Annotated in this window: 13 protein-coding genes and 3 pseudogenes; 11 read left to right on the top strand and 5 right to left on the bottom strand. The window is 43.7% G+C overall.

The window, feature by feature from the left end:
- Positions 1 to 37: 37 nt before the first annotated feature.
- From QNH10_RS05465 to QNH10_RS05475, 3 genes and pseudogenes are all read right to left on the bottom strand, one after another.
- A pseudogene (locus tag QNH10_RS05465) lies at positions 38 to 2,436 on the bottom strand (heavy metal translocating P-type ATPase).
- Between the two features lie 76 nt (positions 2,437 to 2,512).
- Positions 2,513 to 2,722, bottom strand: a complete 210-nt coding sequence (copZ, locus tag QNH10_RS05470) for a copper chaperone CopZ (protein ID WP_283733816.1) — start codon at positions 2,720 to 2,722, stop codon at positions 2,513 to 2,515.
- Between the two features lie 13 nt (positions 2,723 to 2,735).
- Positions 2,736 to 2,978, bottom strand: a complete 243-nt coding sequence (locus QNH10_RS05475; protein ID WP_283734573.1) for a metal-sensitive transcriptional regulator — start codon at positions 2,976 to 2,978, stop codon at positions 2,736 to 2,738.
- A 372-nt stretch (positions 2,979 to 3,350) separates the two neighbouring features.
- Here QNH10_RS05475 and QNH10_RS05480 point away from each other — a divergent pair, with 372 nt between their 5' ends.
- A complete protein-coding gene (locus QNH10_RS05480) occupies positions 3,351 to 3,491 on the top strand; it encodes an Lmo0850 family protein (protein WP_283733817.1) in 141 nt (46 codons plus the stop codon).
- A gap of 290 nt (positions 3,492 to 3,781) precedes the next feature.
- Here the strand turns inward: QNH10_RS05480 and QNH10_RS05485 are convergent, their stop codons facing one another.
- The gene (locus QNH10_RS05485; RefSeq protein WP_283733818.1) at positions 3,782 to 4,963 is read right to left on the bottom strand and encodes an FtsW/RodA/SpoVE family cell cycle protein; all 1,182 of its coding nucleotides are present in this window, start codon (positions 4,961 to 4,963) and stop codon (positions 3,782 to 3,784) included.
- 413 nt (positions 4,964 to 5,376) lie between these two features.
- Between QNH10_RS05485 and QNH10_RS05490 the strand changes: the two are divergent.
- The 7 genes and pseudogenes from QNH10_RS05490 to QNH10_RS05520 all read left to right on the top strand — a co-directional run bounded on the left by QNH10_RS05490 (position 5,377) and on the right by QNH10_RS05520 (position 12,515).
- Positions 5,377 to 6,441, top strand: a pseudogene (locus QNH10_RS05490) (D-alanine--D-alanine ligase).
- Between the two features lie 12 nt (positions 6,442 to 6,453).
- Positions 6,454 to 7,827 carry a UDP-N-acetylmuramoyl-tripeptide--D-alanyl-D-alanine ligase gene (locus QNH10_RS05495; protein WP_283733819.1) on the top strand — a complete coding sequence of 458 codons (1,374 nt, stop codon included), beginning with the start codon at positions 6,454 to 6,456 and terminating at the stop codon, positions 7,825 to 7,827.
- Complete coding sequence (locus QNH10_RS05500; protein ID WP_283733820.1) at positions 7,824 to 8,528, top strand: alpha/beta hydrolase; 705 nt, start codon at positions 7,824 to 7,826, stop codon at positions 8,526 to 8,528. The genes QNH10_RS05495 and QNH10_RS05500 overlap by 4 nt, the downstream gene beginning before the upstream one ends.
- Before the next feature lie 355 nt (positions 8,529 to 8,883).
- Positions 8,884 to 10,380, top strand: coding sequence for a degradosome RNA helicase CshA (gene cshA, locus QNH10_RS05505; protein WP_283733821.1), 1,497 nt, complete (start codon positions 8,884 to 8,886; stop codon positions 10,378 to 10,380).
- A 113-nt stretch (positions 10,381 to 10,493) separates the two neighbouring features.
- Positions 10,494 to 10,973, top strand: a complete 480-nt coding sequence (locus QNH10_RS05510; RefSeq protein ID WP_283733822.1) for a PH domain-containing protein — start codon at positions 10,494 to 10,496, stop codon at positions 10,971 to 10,973.
- Positions 10,963 to 12,363, top strand: a complete 1,401-nt coding sequence (locus tag QNH10_RS05515; protein WP_283733823.1) for a PH domain-containing protein — start codon at positions 10,963 to 10,965, stop codon at positions 12,361 to 12,363. The genes QNH10_RS05510 and QNH10_RS05515 overlap by 11 nt, the downstream gene beginning before the upstream one ends.
- Before the next feature lie 17 nt (positions 12,364 to 12,380).
- Complete coding sequence (locus tag QNH10_RS05520; RefSeq protein ID WP_488199566.1) at positions 12,381 to 12,515, top strand: hypothetical protein; 135 nt, start codon at positions 12,381 to 12,383, stop codon at positions 12,513 to 12,515.
- 201 nt (positions 12,516 to 12,716) lie between these two features.
- Here the strand turns inward: QNH10_RS05520 and QNH10_RS05525 are convergent, their stop codons facing one another.
- Positions 12,717 to 13,319 (bottom strand): rhomboid family intramembrane serine protease, encoded by a 603-nt coding sequence (locus tag QNH10_RS05525; protein ID WP_283733825.1) that lies wholly within the window; start codon positions 13,317 to 13,319, stop codon positions 12,717 to 12,719.
- 92 nt (positions 13,320 to 13,411) lie between these two features.
- Here QNH10_RS05525 and acpS point away from each other — a divergent pair.
- The 3 genes and pseudogenes from acpS (at position 13,412) to alr (ending at position 16,087) form a co-directional block, all read left to right on the top strand.
- Positions 13,412 to 13,770: pseudogene (gene acpS, locus QNH10_RS05530) on the top strand (holo-ACP synthase).
- A gap of 83 nt (positions 13,771 to 13,853) precedes the next feature.
- A complete protein-coding gene (locus QNH10_RS05535) occupies positions 13,854 to 14,855 on the top strand; it encodes a LolA family protein (RefSeq protein WP_283733826.1) in 1,002 nt (333 codons plus the stop codon).
- A 71-nt stretch (positions 14,856 to 14,926) separates the two neighbouring features.
- Positions 14,927 to 16,087 (top strand): alanine racemase, encoded by a 1,161-nt coding sequence (alr, locus tag QNH10_RS05540; protein WP_347177999.1) that lies wholly within the window; start codon positions 14,927 to 14,929, stop codon positions 16,085 to 16,087.
- Positions 16,088 to 16,181: the final 94 nt, after the last annotated feature.

The raw sequence follows: 16,181 nt of genomic DNA on the forward strand, positions 1-16,181 counted from the left end.
CCGCCATCGTGGCAAAGGGGGCGTACGATACACACACTTATCTCAACTTCACTCTTTGCAAACGCAATGCATTCAACACAACTGACACCGAACTGAAAGCCATTGCTGCTCCTGCAACCCATGGTGCGAGGAAGCCCACTGCGGCAATCGGGATGCCGACCGTGTTATAGGCGAGCGCCCAAAACAGGTTTTGCTTAATATTGCGTACAGTCAACCGGCTCATGCGGATCGTATCAGCTACACGTAACAAATCACCGTGCATCAATGTAACATCCGCAGCCTCCATTGCAACCGCAGTTCCTGTTCCCATTGCCATTCCAATGTCGGCAACAGCCAAAGCAGGTGCATCGTTAATGCCGTCACCGACCATAGCTACACGCTTTCCTTCCGCCTGAAGCGAAGCGACGACTTCAGCTTTGCGTTCCGGCAGGACACCAGCAATAACATGGTCAATTCCGGCCTCCGCCGCAATCGCTTTCGCAGTTCGTTCCTGGTCGCCAGTAAGCATGATGACGTCAAGACCCATATCGCGAAGTTCAAGAATCGCTTGTTTGGATGTCTCTTTCAAAGTATCAGCTACTGCGATCGTCGCTACATGCTTGCCATCCACTGCCATATACATGACTGTCTTTCCTTCGTTTTCGAGTTTTTCAACTTCGGCTATATCCACATTTAGATCAATACCTTGATCAGCAAGCAATTTCCGCGTACCCATTAAAACGGTCGAACCTTCGATAACACTTCGAATGCCGTGTCCTGGAATCGCCTCAAATTGCTCATCAGCAGGCAGTTTTTCAACTTCATTCAAACCAAATGATGTAATTGCCTTTGCAACTGGATGCTCAGAATCACTTTCCGCTGCAGCTGCATAGGCTATTAGTTGTTGTCGATCTGCGTCTTCAGAGACAAGAAAATCTGTCACTTCAGGAATGCCTTTTGTAATCGTTCCGGTCTTATCCAACACGACCGTGTCGACCGCTTTTGTCTGCTCCATCGCTTCAGCAGTTTTGAATAAAACCCCTTGCTCCGCTGCACGTCCTGATCCTGCCATAATCGAAGTTGGAGTTGCAAGTCCAAGGGCACAAGGACAGGCGATAACGAGAACAGCAATCATAGCAGTTAATGCTTCCGCAAAATTGCCTGGTGAAGCGATGAAATACCATATCAAAAATGTAACAACGGCTATGCCTACAACGATGGGTACGAAAATACCGGAAATCTGATCAGCGAGCCGCTGGATAGGGGCTTTCGAACCTTGTGCCTCTTCCACGACGCGGATGATGTTCGAAAGTACAGTGTCCTTGCCGATTTTCTTCGCACGGACTCGTAAAGAACCATTTGAATTCACGGTGGCCGCAAATACATCGTCACCGACCTTTTTATCGACTGGTAAACTTTCACCGGTCAACATAGACTCATCAACTGCAGATTCCCCAGCAATCACTTCGGCATCAACAGGAATGGATGAGCCAGGGCGAATGACAAGGACATCTCCGATTTGGACGTCACCAATTGGGATTTCAGTAATCTCGCCGTCTTTTTCAACAATCGCCATTGTAGGCTGCAAGCCCATCAATTTCTTAATGGCATCCGAAGAACGTCCTTTTGCACGTGCTTCAAATACTTTACCAAGTAAAATAAGCGTAATTAATACAGCACTTGTTTCGAAATAAAGTCCGTGATCGGAACCGATCAATACTAGATAGACCGAATAGAAATAAGCGGCGGACGTTCCGAGTGCAACGAGGACATCCATATTTGCGCTTTTATTGCGAAGGGCATAGAAAGCCCCTTTGTAAAACATCCAACCAATGACGAATTGAACCGGTGTCGCAAGTAACCATTGCACATACGGGTTCATCAGCCAAGCAGGAACAGGCATCCATGATGTGAATGAAAAATGAGAGAACATCGTCCAAAGAAGCGGGAAGGAGAGAGCCGCAGAAATATAAACAGCCTTGTTTTATGTCGGATCTCTTTCTGACGATGATCTTCGGTACCTTCAGGAATTTCGCTTTTTAATTCAGCGTCATACCCCATGTTTTTAATCTTGGCAATCAGGTCGGAAGGGTTGATGACAGAAGGGTCATATTCAACTTTCCCTGTTTCAAGCGCTAAGTTGACAGTCGCTAACTGGACACCTTCCATGCGCGATAATCCTTTTTCGATTCGTGCGGAACACGCGGCGCATGTCATTCCGGAAATTTGTAAGTCTGCCTCTTCTTTGACAGTGTCATATCCTAATGATTTTATTTTTTCCTGGATTGCTTGGATATCAACCTTTTCATTATCAAATGAAACGGCTGCCTTTTCGGTGGCGAAGTTCACAGTCGCAGAGCCAATGCCGTCCATTCGTTGTAGACCTTTCTCTACACGATTAGCACAAGCGGCGCATGTCATACCGGTAATGGAAATATCCCTTTTCACTTCACTCATTTCAATGCACCTTCTTTATTATTTATTACCCTCGGGGGGTATATAAAATTCCAAAAGAAACTGCGGAAATCCGCAGTTAGACAACGTCATATCCTTGATCTTCAATTGTTTCAGTAATATGTTGCACACTTGTTTGGGAGCTTTCAAAATCAACAGCAACAGTAGCTGCTTTTAAATCGACGCTAACTGCATTTACTCCAGCCATTTTGCCGACACTTTCTTCTACTGCCTTTACGCAATGTCCGCAAGACATGCCTTTAACATTTAAAACTGCTTTATCTGCCATGATTTGTTCCTCCTTATTTTCGCATTAATTTTGAGATGGTAACGCTCAGTTCTTCAAGCACTTCATCATCACCTTCAGCGAGCCGATCTTTGACACAGCCTTTCAAATGACCGTCCAACAGTATTCTTGCGACGCTATTTAAAGCCGATTGGGTGGCCGATAATTGTGTAATGATATCATCACAGTAAGTATCCGCTTCAATCATTCCCTTAATGCCGCGAATTTGGCCCTCAATCCGATTTAACCGGTGGACCATATTCGTCTTAACACTTTCAGGATGATGGCTTTTCCTTTTTCCGCAAGAAGGTTCAGATTGCTCGTCAGCCACATCATTTATCAAGTCCTTAGTCAATGTACCGCCTCCTTCTATATTCATATTACGGTACCCGCGTAGGGTATGTCAAATAGATGACTATTTTTTGTGAAATTAGTGTGAAGCAAGCTTTATTTTCAATACATGTATAAAGTATTTACAAAAAGCGAACAATCTGTAACATAATTGAAAGATTTAAAAGTGGACAGGAGTGGTATGATGTGTATAGATGATAATTGGCATGAATTTCATGTTGATGAAACTTACCAAAGCAACGACACGTCAACATTATATAGAAAGGTCGAGGTGGAAAAGATGGCGAAAGAAAAAGTTGATTTGAAAAAAATCATCTCCAACTTGGCGAAGTTGGGTGTTTCGGCAACAGCTACGAAATCCCGTTTGGAAATGCTGAAAGCCCTCGCGCCACCTGCAAATGACCCGCAAATACAGTCATAACAAAAATCTCCCGCATACTTGCTATGCGGGAGATTTTTTTGTGGCGTTATTGTCCAGCTGCAGGCGCCAGATGCTCGGGTCATAAGTCAAAGCCGCTGCGTGGCAAAGACCGCCACTCTGCATCTTCGCCTTATGCCTGTCGCATCTAAGCAGGCGCCTTCCGCTTTTCGATGTCCAGCTGCAACGACCAGGCCCTCGGGTCATAAGCCGTATTGACTGTGCGGCAAAGAGCGCCGCTTCGTCAATCCATCTTATGCCTGTCGGGCCTAACCGGTCGTTTCCGCTTTTCGTTATTCGTCATCATCGGAACTAAACATATACGTCCTATGATGGAACTTCATACTGAACACAAGTCCGATTGCGAGCATGTTACCCATCAACGAACTACCCCCGTAACTGATGAACGGCAATGGGATACCTGTGATTGGCAGAAGTTGTGTCGTCATGCCGATATTTTCGAATACATGGAATGTAATCATCGCGATGATGCCTGCGCAAATATATGTGCTGAATGGATCTTTCAGTTCAAGTGTAATTTTGGTCATATGATAAATCAGGAAGAAGTAGAGACAAATGACGAGACTTGCTCCGATAAATCCCCAATCCTCGCCAATTACGCTGAAAATGAAATCGGTATGACTTTCTGCAACGTATACTTCTCGCCCTTTGAATCCTTTACCAAAAACTTCTCCTGACCCGATCGCATTCAAAGATGTAATAAGATGACGGCCTTCATTGGATGCATACGAGTAGGGGTCAATCCACGAGTAAATCCGCTCGAAGTGATAAGGTTTGAATCCAAACTTCGCCAAAAATTCCTGGGCGTATAGTGCCATCCAGAGTAGGGTTAGACCAAGAGTTGCGGCCCCGACAAAAATCGGAAGAATGATCTTCCATGTAATGCCGGCAACAATGATCAAAGCAACAGTAATGGCGATGAAAACGAGTCCTGTTCCCAAGTCAGGTTGCAACATGATGAAGATAAATGGAATTATAAAAACTGCGCCGATTTTGCCAAGTAATAGAAAATCCGATTGCAATGTCTTTTCCAAATACCGCTCATGGTGTTTTGTGATTGTGCGTGCCATGCCGATGATGAAAAATGTCTTCATGAATTCGGCTGGCTGGATGCTCCCGATGCCTGGGAGGTGAAACCAGCTCTTTGCCCCGTTTCGACGGTGTACAAGCTCCATGCTTTCAGGCAAAATGTAGAGTATTGCCAATAGGAGTATACCACCGCCATAGATGATCCATGCCGCTTTCTTGTATTGCTCCGGCTCCAAATACATCGTCATTGCAATAATAATTGAACCTATGACATACCATTGAATTTGGGATGGGATGAAGTTTATATTGTATTGTCCCGTTGTTTGAGCAGAAGAGATGGCGATAATGCTTATAGTACCAAACAGAAGAAGAATGAATGCCAGTGGCCAATCGAAACGATCTACGGGTTTTTTATCTATTTTCACTAAGTTCACCTTATATTTTAATTTATTTGCTTGAAAACCAGAATTAAGTATAACGGAAAATTGCTCATTTGCACGCATTATTTAATTGTAAAATGTTGACTCGGCAAACGCCCGTGCATACATATATACTAATAGGATCTATCAACTCAAGTGGTGCAGCCTTCGTAAAGTGGCGAAACGGTCAGAGGCCTATTTTGTAAACCGAAAGAAATTACTTTTTCTGTTTAACTACCAAAGTTATATATAAAGTATAACGTATCGAGCAGACTAAATCATGTTCTTCAAAGGACGTACGGCAGTGTAGTAAGTTCCAGATAGAAAAAGGTCCTTCTGGATTATGTGTTTTTTTAATCGGTTTACTGTTTTCGTGGTAAACTATAATAACGAAATCTAACGGTTAGTGAGGGAGATTTATGAAAAAGAAATTGGGTATTGTGTACGGTGGGAAATCCGCGGAGCATGAAGTATCCCTATCTACTGCCAGAGCAGTGACAAATGCAATTGACTTTGAAAAATACGAAGTAATACCTGTCTATATAACATATAAAGGCGAATGGAGGAAAGGGGAGCCGCTTCTTGCACCCGTGGAATCTATTGACCAACTGCGTTTTAAAAAGGATGTAGAAAAGCCGGATTGCATCGATAGTTTTTTAAATGGAAATGAAACGCCGGATATCATCCTCCCACTATTGCATGGTACGAATGGGGAAGACGGAACGGTTCAAGGACTTTTTGAGGTGATGAACATTCCATACGCGGGGAATGGTGTACTTGCATCTTCAGCCGGTATGGATAAGGTCGTCATGAAACAACTTTTTCGCCCATGTCGGATTAAAGCAAGTTCCTTACGTCCATTTTATCCGTTCGGAATGGAAGAAAGACCAAGTGCACTGGATTAAAAAAATGGAGAGCGAATTGACATTTCCGATGTTCGTAAAGCCTGCCAATTTAGGTTCAAGTGTCGGGATTAGTAAGGCTGTCGATCATGAAAGCCTACTTGCAGCGGTTGAGTTCGCCTTAAAATTCGACCGTAAAATTATTGTTGAGCAAGGAGTCACAGCGCGTGAAATTGAAGTCGCCGTTCTTGGTAACGATGATCCGAAATGTTCGGTCCTTGGGGAGATTAAACCTGTTGCTGCGTTCTATGATTATGAAGCGAAGTACCAGGATGGCAATACGGAATTGCTTATCCCTGCACCTGTTACGAATGTTGTCGAAACAACATTGAAGGATATGGCAATCCGTGCATTCAAAGTCCTTGATTGCTCAGGACTCGTTCGCGCCGACTTCTTTGTAACGGATCGGGATGAAGTACTTATTAATGAAGTAAATACAATGCCAGGCTTCACTCCACAAGCATGTTCCCATTATTATGGCAACACGCGGGCATATCGTATCCGGAATTGATTGATCAACTGATTGAGCTTGCATTGGAACGTCATGAAGAAAAGAAACAGATACAATATACAATGGATTGAGTGTGATAGATTGTGAAAAGACAATTGACTGAACTTGCAGGATGGCTGAAAGCTGACGGTCAGAATATGGAAAATACAATTGTTACAGGGGCTTCGATTGATACGCGGACATTGTCGAAAGGCGACTTATTCATCCCGTTCCGTGGAGAACAGGTGAATGGACACCAATATGTCCAACAGGCCTTCGATAAAGGGGCGGCTGCTTCTCTTTGGCTGAAAGATGAACCGGGAGCACCCGCAGATTTGCCACTCATTTTTGTTGATGATTCTGAGCTGGCACTTCAGCAGCTGGCGCGCGCCTATCGTAATGAACTAACATGCAAATTTATCGGTGTCACAGGATCAAACGGGAAGACATCGACTAAAGATTTAATCACGAGTGTATTGGCACCACATTTTAAAGTCCGTAAAACAGAAGGGAACTTCAATAATCAGTTAGGATTGCCTTTAACGATTTTGACACTTGAAGACGATACGGATATCGCTGTCCTTGAGATGGGGATGAGCGATTTCGGTGAAATTTCCTTCTTATCGGAAGTGGCAAAACCGCATTTCGCAGTCATTTCGAATATCGGAGAAGCACATATGCAGAATCTTGGCTCGCGTGAAGGGATTGCAAAGGCTAAATTTGAAATCATCGATGGATTGAAGGATGACGGAAAGCTTTTCTATGACGGAGATGAGCCGCTACTGAGGAATCTTGTCGGATTGCATCCCGGCCTACAGACAGTATCATTTGGTTATTCGGAAACGGCAGATCTAAAGCTTGTGAAGATGGAATCAGGTGATGAAGGAAGTAATTATAAAGTTACCGGAATAGTGGAAGGTGACTTTACGATTCCCGTCTTCGGTGCCCATCAAGTGAAAAACTCACTAACTGCAATTTTGATCGCTGATGAATTGGGGCTGAGTCAAGAAGAAATTCGTTCTGCACTATTAGACGCGAGTCTTACAGATATGAGGATGCAGCCCGTCATTTCAAAAAGCGGTGCCTTATTTATCAATGATGCCTTCAACGCCGCTCCGACATCGATGAATGCTGCACTTTCATTCTTGCGTGAGACTGGACTTCGAAAAGAAAAATGGGCTGTATTGGGAGATATGTTGGAACTTGGTGATAATGAACGGACTTACCATGAATCGATTGCTCATCAGCTCAACAAAATACAATTGAAGGGGATCCTATTATTTGGACCGCGAATGAAATGGCTTTACGATGAGCTGAAGAAAACTGGGAACGGATCTGAAATTATTTGGTCGGAAGACAATTACGAACCACTTATTCAAGAGCTTCTGGCTTATAGCGACAAAGATTCCATCATTTTATTGAAAGGGTCAAGAGGCATGGCCCTTGAAAAAATCATGAACGGCGTAATGGAAGCGTGAAAACGGGCGTATTGTTTCTTCACGGATTTACAGGTGGTCCATTTGAAGTCCGTCCTCTCATCGACTATTTGAAGAAGAAGACGGACTGGATCATTACTACACCGGTCTTGCCAGGGCACGACTTCCCGATGGATTTGGGCAAATCATCAGCGGAAGCTTGGATGATGGAGGCTGAGCTAAGCCTGAATCGATTGAGGAAAGAGGTTGACCGGGTCATAGTTGTCGGCTTTTCGATGGGCGGGATTATTGCATTATATTTAGCCTTGCGCTACCCGATTGATAAGCTTGTATTGCTGAGTGCCGCGGCTAAGTACATCAGTCCGCGGATCCTTCTTGAGGACATGGCAATTATGATGTCGGACTCGGTGACGAAAAACTATCCTCCGAACACGTTCTATCATTTGTATGATTATAAATTACGAAACACCCCTCTACACGCGATGAAAGAGTTTTTACGTGTCGTCAAAATGGTGGAGCCGTATTACGGTAACATTTCAACACCTGTCTGTGTGGTTCAAGGGAAAAGAGATGGTATCGTTCCATTTTCCACTGGAGAACATTTGCTGCGCTCCCTTGGCTCCGTGCAAAAGCAATTGATTGTTTCGGAAAAAGGGAAGCATCATATTTGCTATAGCGATGATTGCCGTGAATGGTTTCCGCAGGTTTATGAATTCATGAGAAAAGATCAAAGCGAAATCTGATTATTACTTTATAATGCGGATTGATTGCGGATAGTTCTCGACCGTGATAAACTACTATGAGTATTGGATACATTTACACGAGACTCTTCCGGTGGCGAAGAGTACTTTTTTTTGAATAAAACGGTTTATAGTCACTTGCCCGTTTTTAAAAATAAACCGTCGGCAAAGACCAGCTTTCCTTTTCACTATTGCCTCTGAAATTTAGAAGTTCAAGCCCCTTTGAACTTTTGCCCACTACAGAGAATCATAAAATATCGGAAACGTTCCCATAGAAGTTTAAGGCTCGAATTTGCCGTGCTTTCATTTGCAAATGTAACCAATTGCTAAATGAAGAAATCAAAGGAGATTGAGAAGTTTGACGAAATTTTCAGAACTTAACATCAGCGAATCCACACAAAATGCATTGCTGCGCATGGGATTTGAAGAAGCAACACCGATTCAAGAAGGCACGATCACATACGGCATGGAAGGCCGTGATGTAATCGGTCAAGCGCAGACAGGTACAGGTAAAACAGCTGCATTCGGGATTCCTATGATCGAAAAAATCGATGTGAACAACCCATCAGTGCAAGCCCTTGTTATCGCACCGACACGTGAATTGGCAATCCAAGTATCCGAGGAAATCTATAAAATCGGTTACGGAAGGCGCGCACGTGTATTGACTGTGTACGGCGGCCAAGAAATCGGACGACAAATTCGAGCTTTACGCAACAATCCACAAATTGTTGTCGGAACTCCGGGACGAATCCTTGACCATATCAACCGTAGAACATTGAAATTAAACAATGTACAGACGCTTGTTCTTGACGAAGCAGATGAAATGTTGAACATGGGCTTCATCGAAGACATCAACACAATTTTGGCAGCCGTACCAGCAGAACGCCAAACACTTCTGTTTTCTGCAACAATGCCTCCTGCAATCCGTAAGATTGCGGAAACATTCATGAAAGAGCCGGAAATGGTGAAGATCAAATCAAAAGAAATGACAGTTGAAAACATCGACCAATTCTTCGTAAAAGCGCAAGAAAGAGAAAAATTCGATGTCCTTTCACGCTTATTGAACGTTCACCAACCTGAACTTGCAATCATCTTCGGACGTACAAAGCGCCGTGTTGATGAACTTTCTCACGCATTAAGCATCCGCGGATACCTTGCTGAAGGAATCCACGGCGACTTGACGCAAGCGAAGCGTATGTCAGTTCTTCGCCAATTTAAGGAAAATAAAATCGATATCCTTGTCGCAACAGACGTTGCAGCACGTGGATTGGATATTTCAGGTGTTTCGCATGTATACAACTTCGATATTCCACAAGACCCTGAAAGCTATGTACACCGTATCGGACGTACAGGACGCGCAGGAAAAAGTGGTGTCGCAGTTACATTCGTAACTCCACGTGAAATGAGTTATCTCCGTGTTGTTGAAGAAACGACTAAAAAGCGGATGACTCCATTAGAGCCGCCGACTGAGGATGAAGCATTAGTTGGTCAACAACGCCTTGCAATGGAACAGTTGGAAGAAATCATTGCGAAAAACGAGTTGAACGATTACTTGCCTCTTGCATCTGAACTTCTTGAGAAGCATGATGCGAAAACAATCGTTGCAGCCGCAATTAGATCATTAACAAAAGAACCGGATGACACACCTGTGAAAATCACGGAAGAGCGCCCATTGCCTTCACGCAAAACGCAATCCCGTGACCGTGGCGGCTACAAAGGCAGCCGTGGCGGCGGACGTTCATTTGGGGGCGGACGTGGATATGGTGGCGGCGGTGGATCACGCCGTAGTAGTAGTAGTAGTAACCGTGATCGCGATGGCCGCAGAGATCGTTCAAAAGGCAAATCTGATAGATAATAAAACAAAACCTCCGTTGATGAACCATCATCTTCGGAGGTTTTTTTCTTTAAATGAAACATTTTCGTAAGATGAACGTATAAAATAGGAAGATAGAAAGAGGTGTTTGGGGAATGAGATCTCAACCGGCTAATCGGATTTCAAAAAAAGGTTTAAGAGTATGGAGATTGTATGGCATGATTCAAACGATTATCCTTGCGGTGTTAGCAATTGGCGGCGGAGTGCTTACCTATTTTTTGGAGGGGCCGTGGTGGATTTATGCTGTTGAAACCGTGCTTCTCTTGATAATCGGTTATTTACTTATTATTTTATTCCCGAAAGTCCGATGGATGCGGTGGCGTTATGAGGTGAGGGACTCTGAAATTGAGTTGCAACATGGGATATTCATCGTAAAACGAACGTTGATCCCGATGGTGCGGGTCCAGCATGTCGATACATCACAAGGACCGATTCTAAGGAAATATGGGCTGGCGGAAATCTCGATTTCTACAGCTGCCACAGTTCATACAATTCCTGCATTGATAATGGCGGAAGCGGATGAACTACGTGGAAGGATTTCGGTACTTGCAAGGGTGGCGGAAGATGATGTCTGAACAACAACGTTATAAATTACATTGGATAACTGCTATTATTGAAATGTTAAAAACGATGAAAGAGGCAATTCTTCCCCTGGTCGTCCTTGTATTCGCGAATGGCTGGAAAGGCGGAGGAACGGGACCGTGGTATTTTGAGTATTTGTCTTTTATCATCTTTGGAGTATTGATCATAAGTTTATTCGTAAGTGGAATTATTAAGTGGAAACGATTCGAGTATTGGTTCGAAGATGACGAGCTTCGGATTGAATCGGGTTTATTCGTCAAAAAGAAACGTTATATCCCTTTTGATAGAATTCAAAGCCTTGATTATACTGAAGGGATTTTCCACAGACCGTTTGGGCTTGTCAAGGTGAAGGTGGAAACAGCGGGTGGTTCCTCGATGAAGAAGGCGGAAGGTGAATTGACTGCCATTACGAAGGTAGCCGCTGAACGGATTAAAATCGAGCTTGCAGAGGCAAAAAAACGGAAAAAGGAAAAACCGGTTGTTGAAGGGGAAGAGACTCTTCTTGCTGATGACAGTTGGGAAGTTCCAGTTGAAGAGACGGTTTCACTGCGAAAGATCTTCTCGATGTCGACAAAAGATTTATTGATACTCGCAACGACATCAGGCGGTATAGGGGTCATTCTATCGGGGGTCGCCATCTTTATGTCCCAATTCGCGGATCTAATACCGTTTGAATGGATGTATGAGGAGATTTCCGCATTTATCAAATTTGGTGTATTAATCGTCGCGATAGCAGTGTTTCTTGGATTGTTTGGTGTTTGGATTTTATCCGTAGGGATGACCTTCCTTTCCCATTATAATTTCACAGTTTCCTTGGACAAGGAAGATATAATCATTACAAGAGGCTTACTCGAGAAGAAAAGGGTGACCGTCCCGTTGAAACGGATCCAAAGCGTAGTTCTCATCGAAAACCCATTCCGGAAAGTATTCGGTTATGCTTCCGTGAAAATTCATAGTGCGGGTGGGGGAGTTGGAGAAAGCTCTAGGATTAATTTATTCCCACTCGTCAAAAGAAGTGAAGTGGAAACATATTTAAGCGAAATCTTCCCTGAATTATATTTAGAAGAACCCTCAAAAAAGCCAACATCAAAAGGACGTCCTTATTATTACCGTATCGATTTCCTGTGGATGTTACCTGTAATCGGGGCACTAATTTATTTCTTTTTCCCTTATGGACTATTTTCACTAACTATCATACCTGTCATCGTAGCGTACGGTATATGGCAACATCGTTCCGCGGCATATGAAATTGTTGATCATCAACTGATTATGCGTTTCAGAGCGTTTAGCTTGCAGACAGCCTACACGATGAAAAAAAGGATACAGTCAATGGAGATGAACAAAGCTACTTCCATCGACGTAAAGGGGTCGCGACTATTTTAGTTAATGTGAAATCCGGCATGGGCAGCTACCAAGCCACTGTTCAGCACATGGATGTTGAGGATGCAGAGATGATTTTGGATTGGTACGAGAAGGGTAAGAGGCCAGATCCGTTTTCATTCGACGAAGATGAAGTAGAAAAAGGCCTGCGATGACCTCGCAGGCTTTTGTTATCATCCAGCTCCGGGCGGCAGGAATGTGCCTTAATTTCTGCAAAACCGCAGAAATACGGCAAATCGAACCCTTCGCTGTTCGATTGGCTCGGGTCATAAGTCAAAGCAGCTCTGTGGCAAAAACCGCCACTCCGCATCTTTGCCTTATGCCTGTCGCCTCTAAGCGGCCGCCCTCCGCTTTTGTTATCGCCAACTAATAATCCTCTTTGGATGAAAGTAACTTAACCCGATAATAAACCCAACAATCAGACCCGCAATATGTCCGATAACATTGACACCAGGTTGAAGGAACGTCATGATGACGCTAATAACGATAATCGGTAAAATGATTTGGCGCAGCTGTGGGAATGCCTTTTTCGTATAATACACAAGAGCCCCAAACGCACCGAAAATACCGAAAATCGCGCCGCTCGCCCCTACATGGGAGAAATCCCATCCACCAAGAAAGAAAGAGGCCACATTTGCAAAAAGCCCAGCTAAAAGATAAATCGTCAAGAATCTCGCCTTGCCTGCAACCCGTTCAAGCTCCGGACCGAAGATGAACAATGAGAACATATTGAATAGAAGATGCATTAATCCTGCATGTAAAAACATCGGCGTAATAAGTCGCCACCATTCACCATCCGAAATCAGGTAATTGATCCCTACCCCCGAATAATACAACTCTCTACTCGCTTGAATCGGCAAACCTGTTACGATATAAACAAGGATGTTTATCGCAAGCAATGCAGTTACAAATGGATATAGACGAATATATTGGGAAAAGCTTTCTGTTCTGATAAACATTTTTCACCTTACCTTTGAATTCATTATACATAGTTTGCAATCGGATAAGAAGTCTTAAGTACCAACAATGCACATCGAAAGGGGATATAAAGTTGATAGAAGGAATCGGTTTGGATATCGTGGAATTGGATCGAATAACCCGCTTAAATGAGTCGTCGGATAAATTCCGCATACGAATCCTGTCCAATCGGGAACAAGAAGTATATGAAGCACTTCCGTCGTCGGGGCGGCGAACCGAGTTTTTGGCAGGGCGATTTGCGGCAAAGGAAGCATTTGCCAAAGCACGAGGCACGGGAATCGGTAAAGATTGCCGATTTGAACAGATTGAAATTTTACCGGCCCCTTCCGGAAAACCTGTTTATACTTCAAAGATATTGAAGTAACGGGATTTGTATCAATAACACATACGCGATCAGTAGCAGCTGCACAAGTAATTTTATTGAAAGTATAAATACAAATTGAACAAGCTCGCATAAATGACTGTCCACTCTCATAAGATGACCTACCCGATTGAAATGAGAAAGGATGAACTGAATGCGCAGCCGAATTTTTGTTTTAATGTTAGTTGCAGTCATGGTACTTCTTGCAGCATGTGGATCGCCATCGAAAGAGGATGTCATGAAAAAGTTAGGCAGTAAATGGAACGAGGCAAAAGGATACGAGTTGGAAGCAACAATGGAAATCAAGACAGGGTCGGAGCCACGGGTTTATGATGTTGTAGTTTGGCATTCCAAGCCTGATTTTTACAAAGTCAATGTTACGCAAGCGGGTAGCACAGAATCACAAATGATCGTCAGGAATGAAGAAGGGGTATTCGTTATTACGCCATCCCTTGGGAAAACATATAAATTCCAAAGCGATTGGCCAACACAAAACAGCATGCCGTATTTAATCGGCACATTATCCGATGACATAAATGCGGATAAGAACGCCACGATGGAAGAAAAGGATAAGACGTATATATTCGAAACAGCTTCAAGAAATAATCATAAGAAAGTACTTCCGGTTCAACAGATTCACATTGATAAGAAAACCTTGCTTCCGAAATTCGTATCTGTAATGGACGAAAACAAGGATGAAAAAATCCGTGTAACATTTAAAAAGATAACGCTTGGTGTTGAGCACAAAGCGTCAGACTATCATGTAGACATGGAAGAAATCAAATCTGATAAAAAGCCTCAGTCGACCGAAAATGGTCAAACAGGCATGAAGTATTATCCAAATCTTGACTGGAATGGAACTGTTCTTGAAGAGGAATCAGTAGAGGTTGAAAATGGTACGAGAACTTTCATGACATATGGCGGTGGGGATAAGGAATTTGTTGTTGTCCAAGAGCCGGCTTCTCCTCCAAACGATCTCGTGGCGGTGTCGGTCGAAGGGGACCCTGTGGACCTTGGGTTTGCAATTGCTGCATTAACGGAAAACTCGATCCGTTGGGAGCAAGATGGAGTCGCGTTTTTCGTAGCATCCTCCACATTAACACCGGATGAACTCATAACAGTTGCTTCATCTATGCATCCGGAAAATAGCAAATAAGTTTAATTGACGGAGGTACCCCCCTAGATTGATAATAGATAGAAACATTAACCTATAATCGAGGGGACACTATGGAAAATTACCGTCCAACAAAGGCAATCGTCGATTTACAGGCAATCAGGGATAATATTAAGAATCTTAGACAGTATTTACCAAACAGCACATCGGTCATAGCCGTCGTGAAAGCGGACGGCTATGGCCACGGTGTGTTAGAAGTGGCTCGTACAGCAATTGAGGCCGGTTCTATAATGTTAGCGGTTGCTACGCTGGAAGAAGCTGTTCATCTGAGGGATTGCGGAATAACCGCGGATATACTTGTAATGGGGCCCTCACCCGTAGTTGTAGCTGAAAAAGCAGCTGCACTTGGAATTCATATTACGGTTTCAGATGCTGAATGGCTGCGTCAGGCTGTTCCGAAAATAGGTTCAGGTTTTTCCTTAAAAGTGCATGTTAAAATTGACACTGGAATGGGTAGAATTGGGCTTAGGGATGAAAAATCCCTAAACGATATTGTAGACGTGATTCAGGGCACATCTGCTTTTAGTCTTGAGGGGGCCTTTACTCATTTTGCTTGTGCGGATGAAGAGGATCCCAAAAAGTCGGAAATACAATTCAAGCGGTTTATGGATTTGGTGGCTGCATTTCCGGAAAGACCAAGGCTTGTTCATGCGTCAAATAGCGCAGCTGCCTTGTTGTATCCGGAATATGCGCTCGATGCTGTGCGATTTGGCATTAGCATGTACGGCATTCCACCATCTCGGTATGTAGAAACGAAATTACCTTTCCAGTTGAAAAGGGCTTTCACTTTGCAAACGGAGCTTGCTTATGTGAAGTTGCTTGAAAAGGGCAGTGGAGTCGGATATGGCGGGACGTATGAAACGGAACAGAGCGAATGGATTGGAACTCTGCCAATCGGATATGCGGATGGACTAAAACGCGGACTCCGAAATCAGGAAATTCTCATTGCCGGTGAAAGGATGCCGATTGTTGGCTCAATTTGCATGGATCAGTGCATGGTGAAACTACCACGCGAACTACCAGTTGGAGAAAAAGTGACATTGATCGGTCGCGAGGGCAATGAAGAAATACAAATGGAAGAATGGGCGGATCGTCTTGGACGATTCCCTACGAAATCGCAGTTACAATTGCAAGACGTGTTCCGAGAATATATCATTCCTCGCATGGATAAGATAATACTGTTCCGGCTTTCGACAAATGACCACATTATTTGAAGATTCTTGTCAGTAAAAAGCCTACTTTGTCTTCTCATTGTCGAACTTCAATGGTAAGATAGACTTGAATAGAATCGATCGAGGGAACGGGGTC

The organism is Sporosarcina thermotolerans (assembly GCF_030067815.1).
GTDB lineage: Bacteria > Bacillota > Bacilli > Bacillales_A > Planococcaceae > Sporosarcina > Sporosarcina thermotolerans.

Coding starts and splice junctions, on each gene's coding strand:
- copZ (WP_283733816.1), bottom strand. CDS start 2,722: ATGGCAGATAAAGCAGTTTTAAATGTTAAAGGCATGTCTTGCGGACAT.
- QNH10_RS05475 (WP_283734573.1), bottom strand. CDS start 2,978: ATGGTCCACCGGTTAAATCGGATTGAGGGCCAAATTCGCGGCATTAAG.
- QNH10_RS05480 (WP_283733817.1), top strand. CDS start 3,351: ATGGCGAAAGAAAAAGTTGATTTGAAAAAAATCATCTCCAACTTGGCG.
- QNH10_RS05510 (WP_283733822.1), top strand. CDS start 10,494: ATGAGATCTCAACCGGCTAATCGGATTTCAAAAAAAGGTTTAAGAGTA.
- QNH10_RS05515 (WP_283733823.1), top strand. CDS start 10,963: ATGATGTCTGAACAACAACGTTATAAATTACATTGGATAACTGCTATT.
- QNH10_RS05520 (WP_488199566.1), top strand. CDS start 12,381: ATGGGCAGCTACCAAGCCACTGTTCAGCACATGGATGTTGAGGATGCA.
- QNH10_RS05525 (WP_283733825.1), bottom strand. CDS start 13,319: ATGTTTATCAGAACAGAAAGCTTTTCCCAATATATTCGTCTATATCCA.
- QNH10_RS05535 (WP_283733826.1), top strand. CDS start 13,854: ATGCGCAGCCGAATTTTTGTTTTAATGTTAGTTGCAGTCATGGTACTT.
- alr (WP_347177999.1), top strand. CDS start 14,927: ATGGAAAATTACCGTCCAACAAAGGCAATCGTCGATTTACAGGCAATC.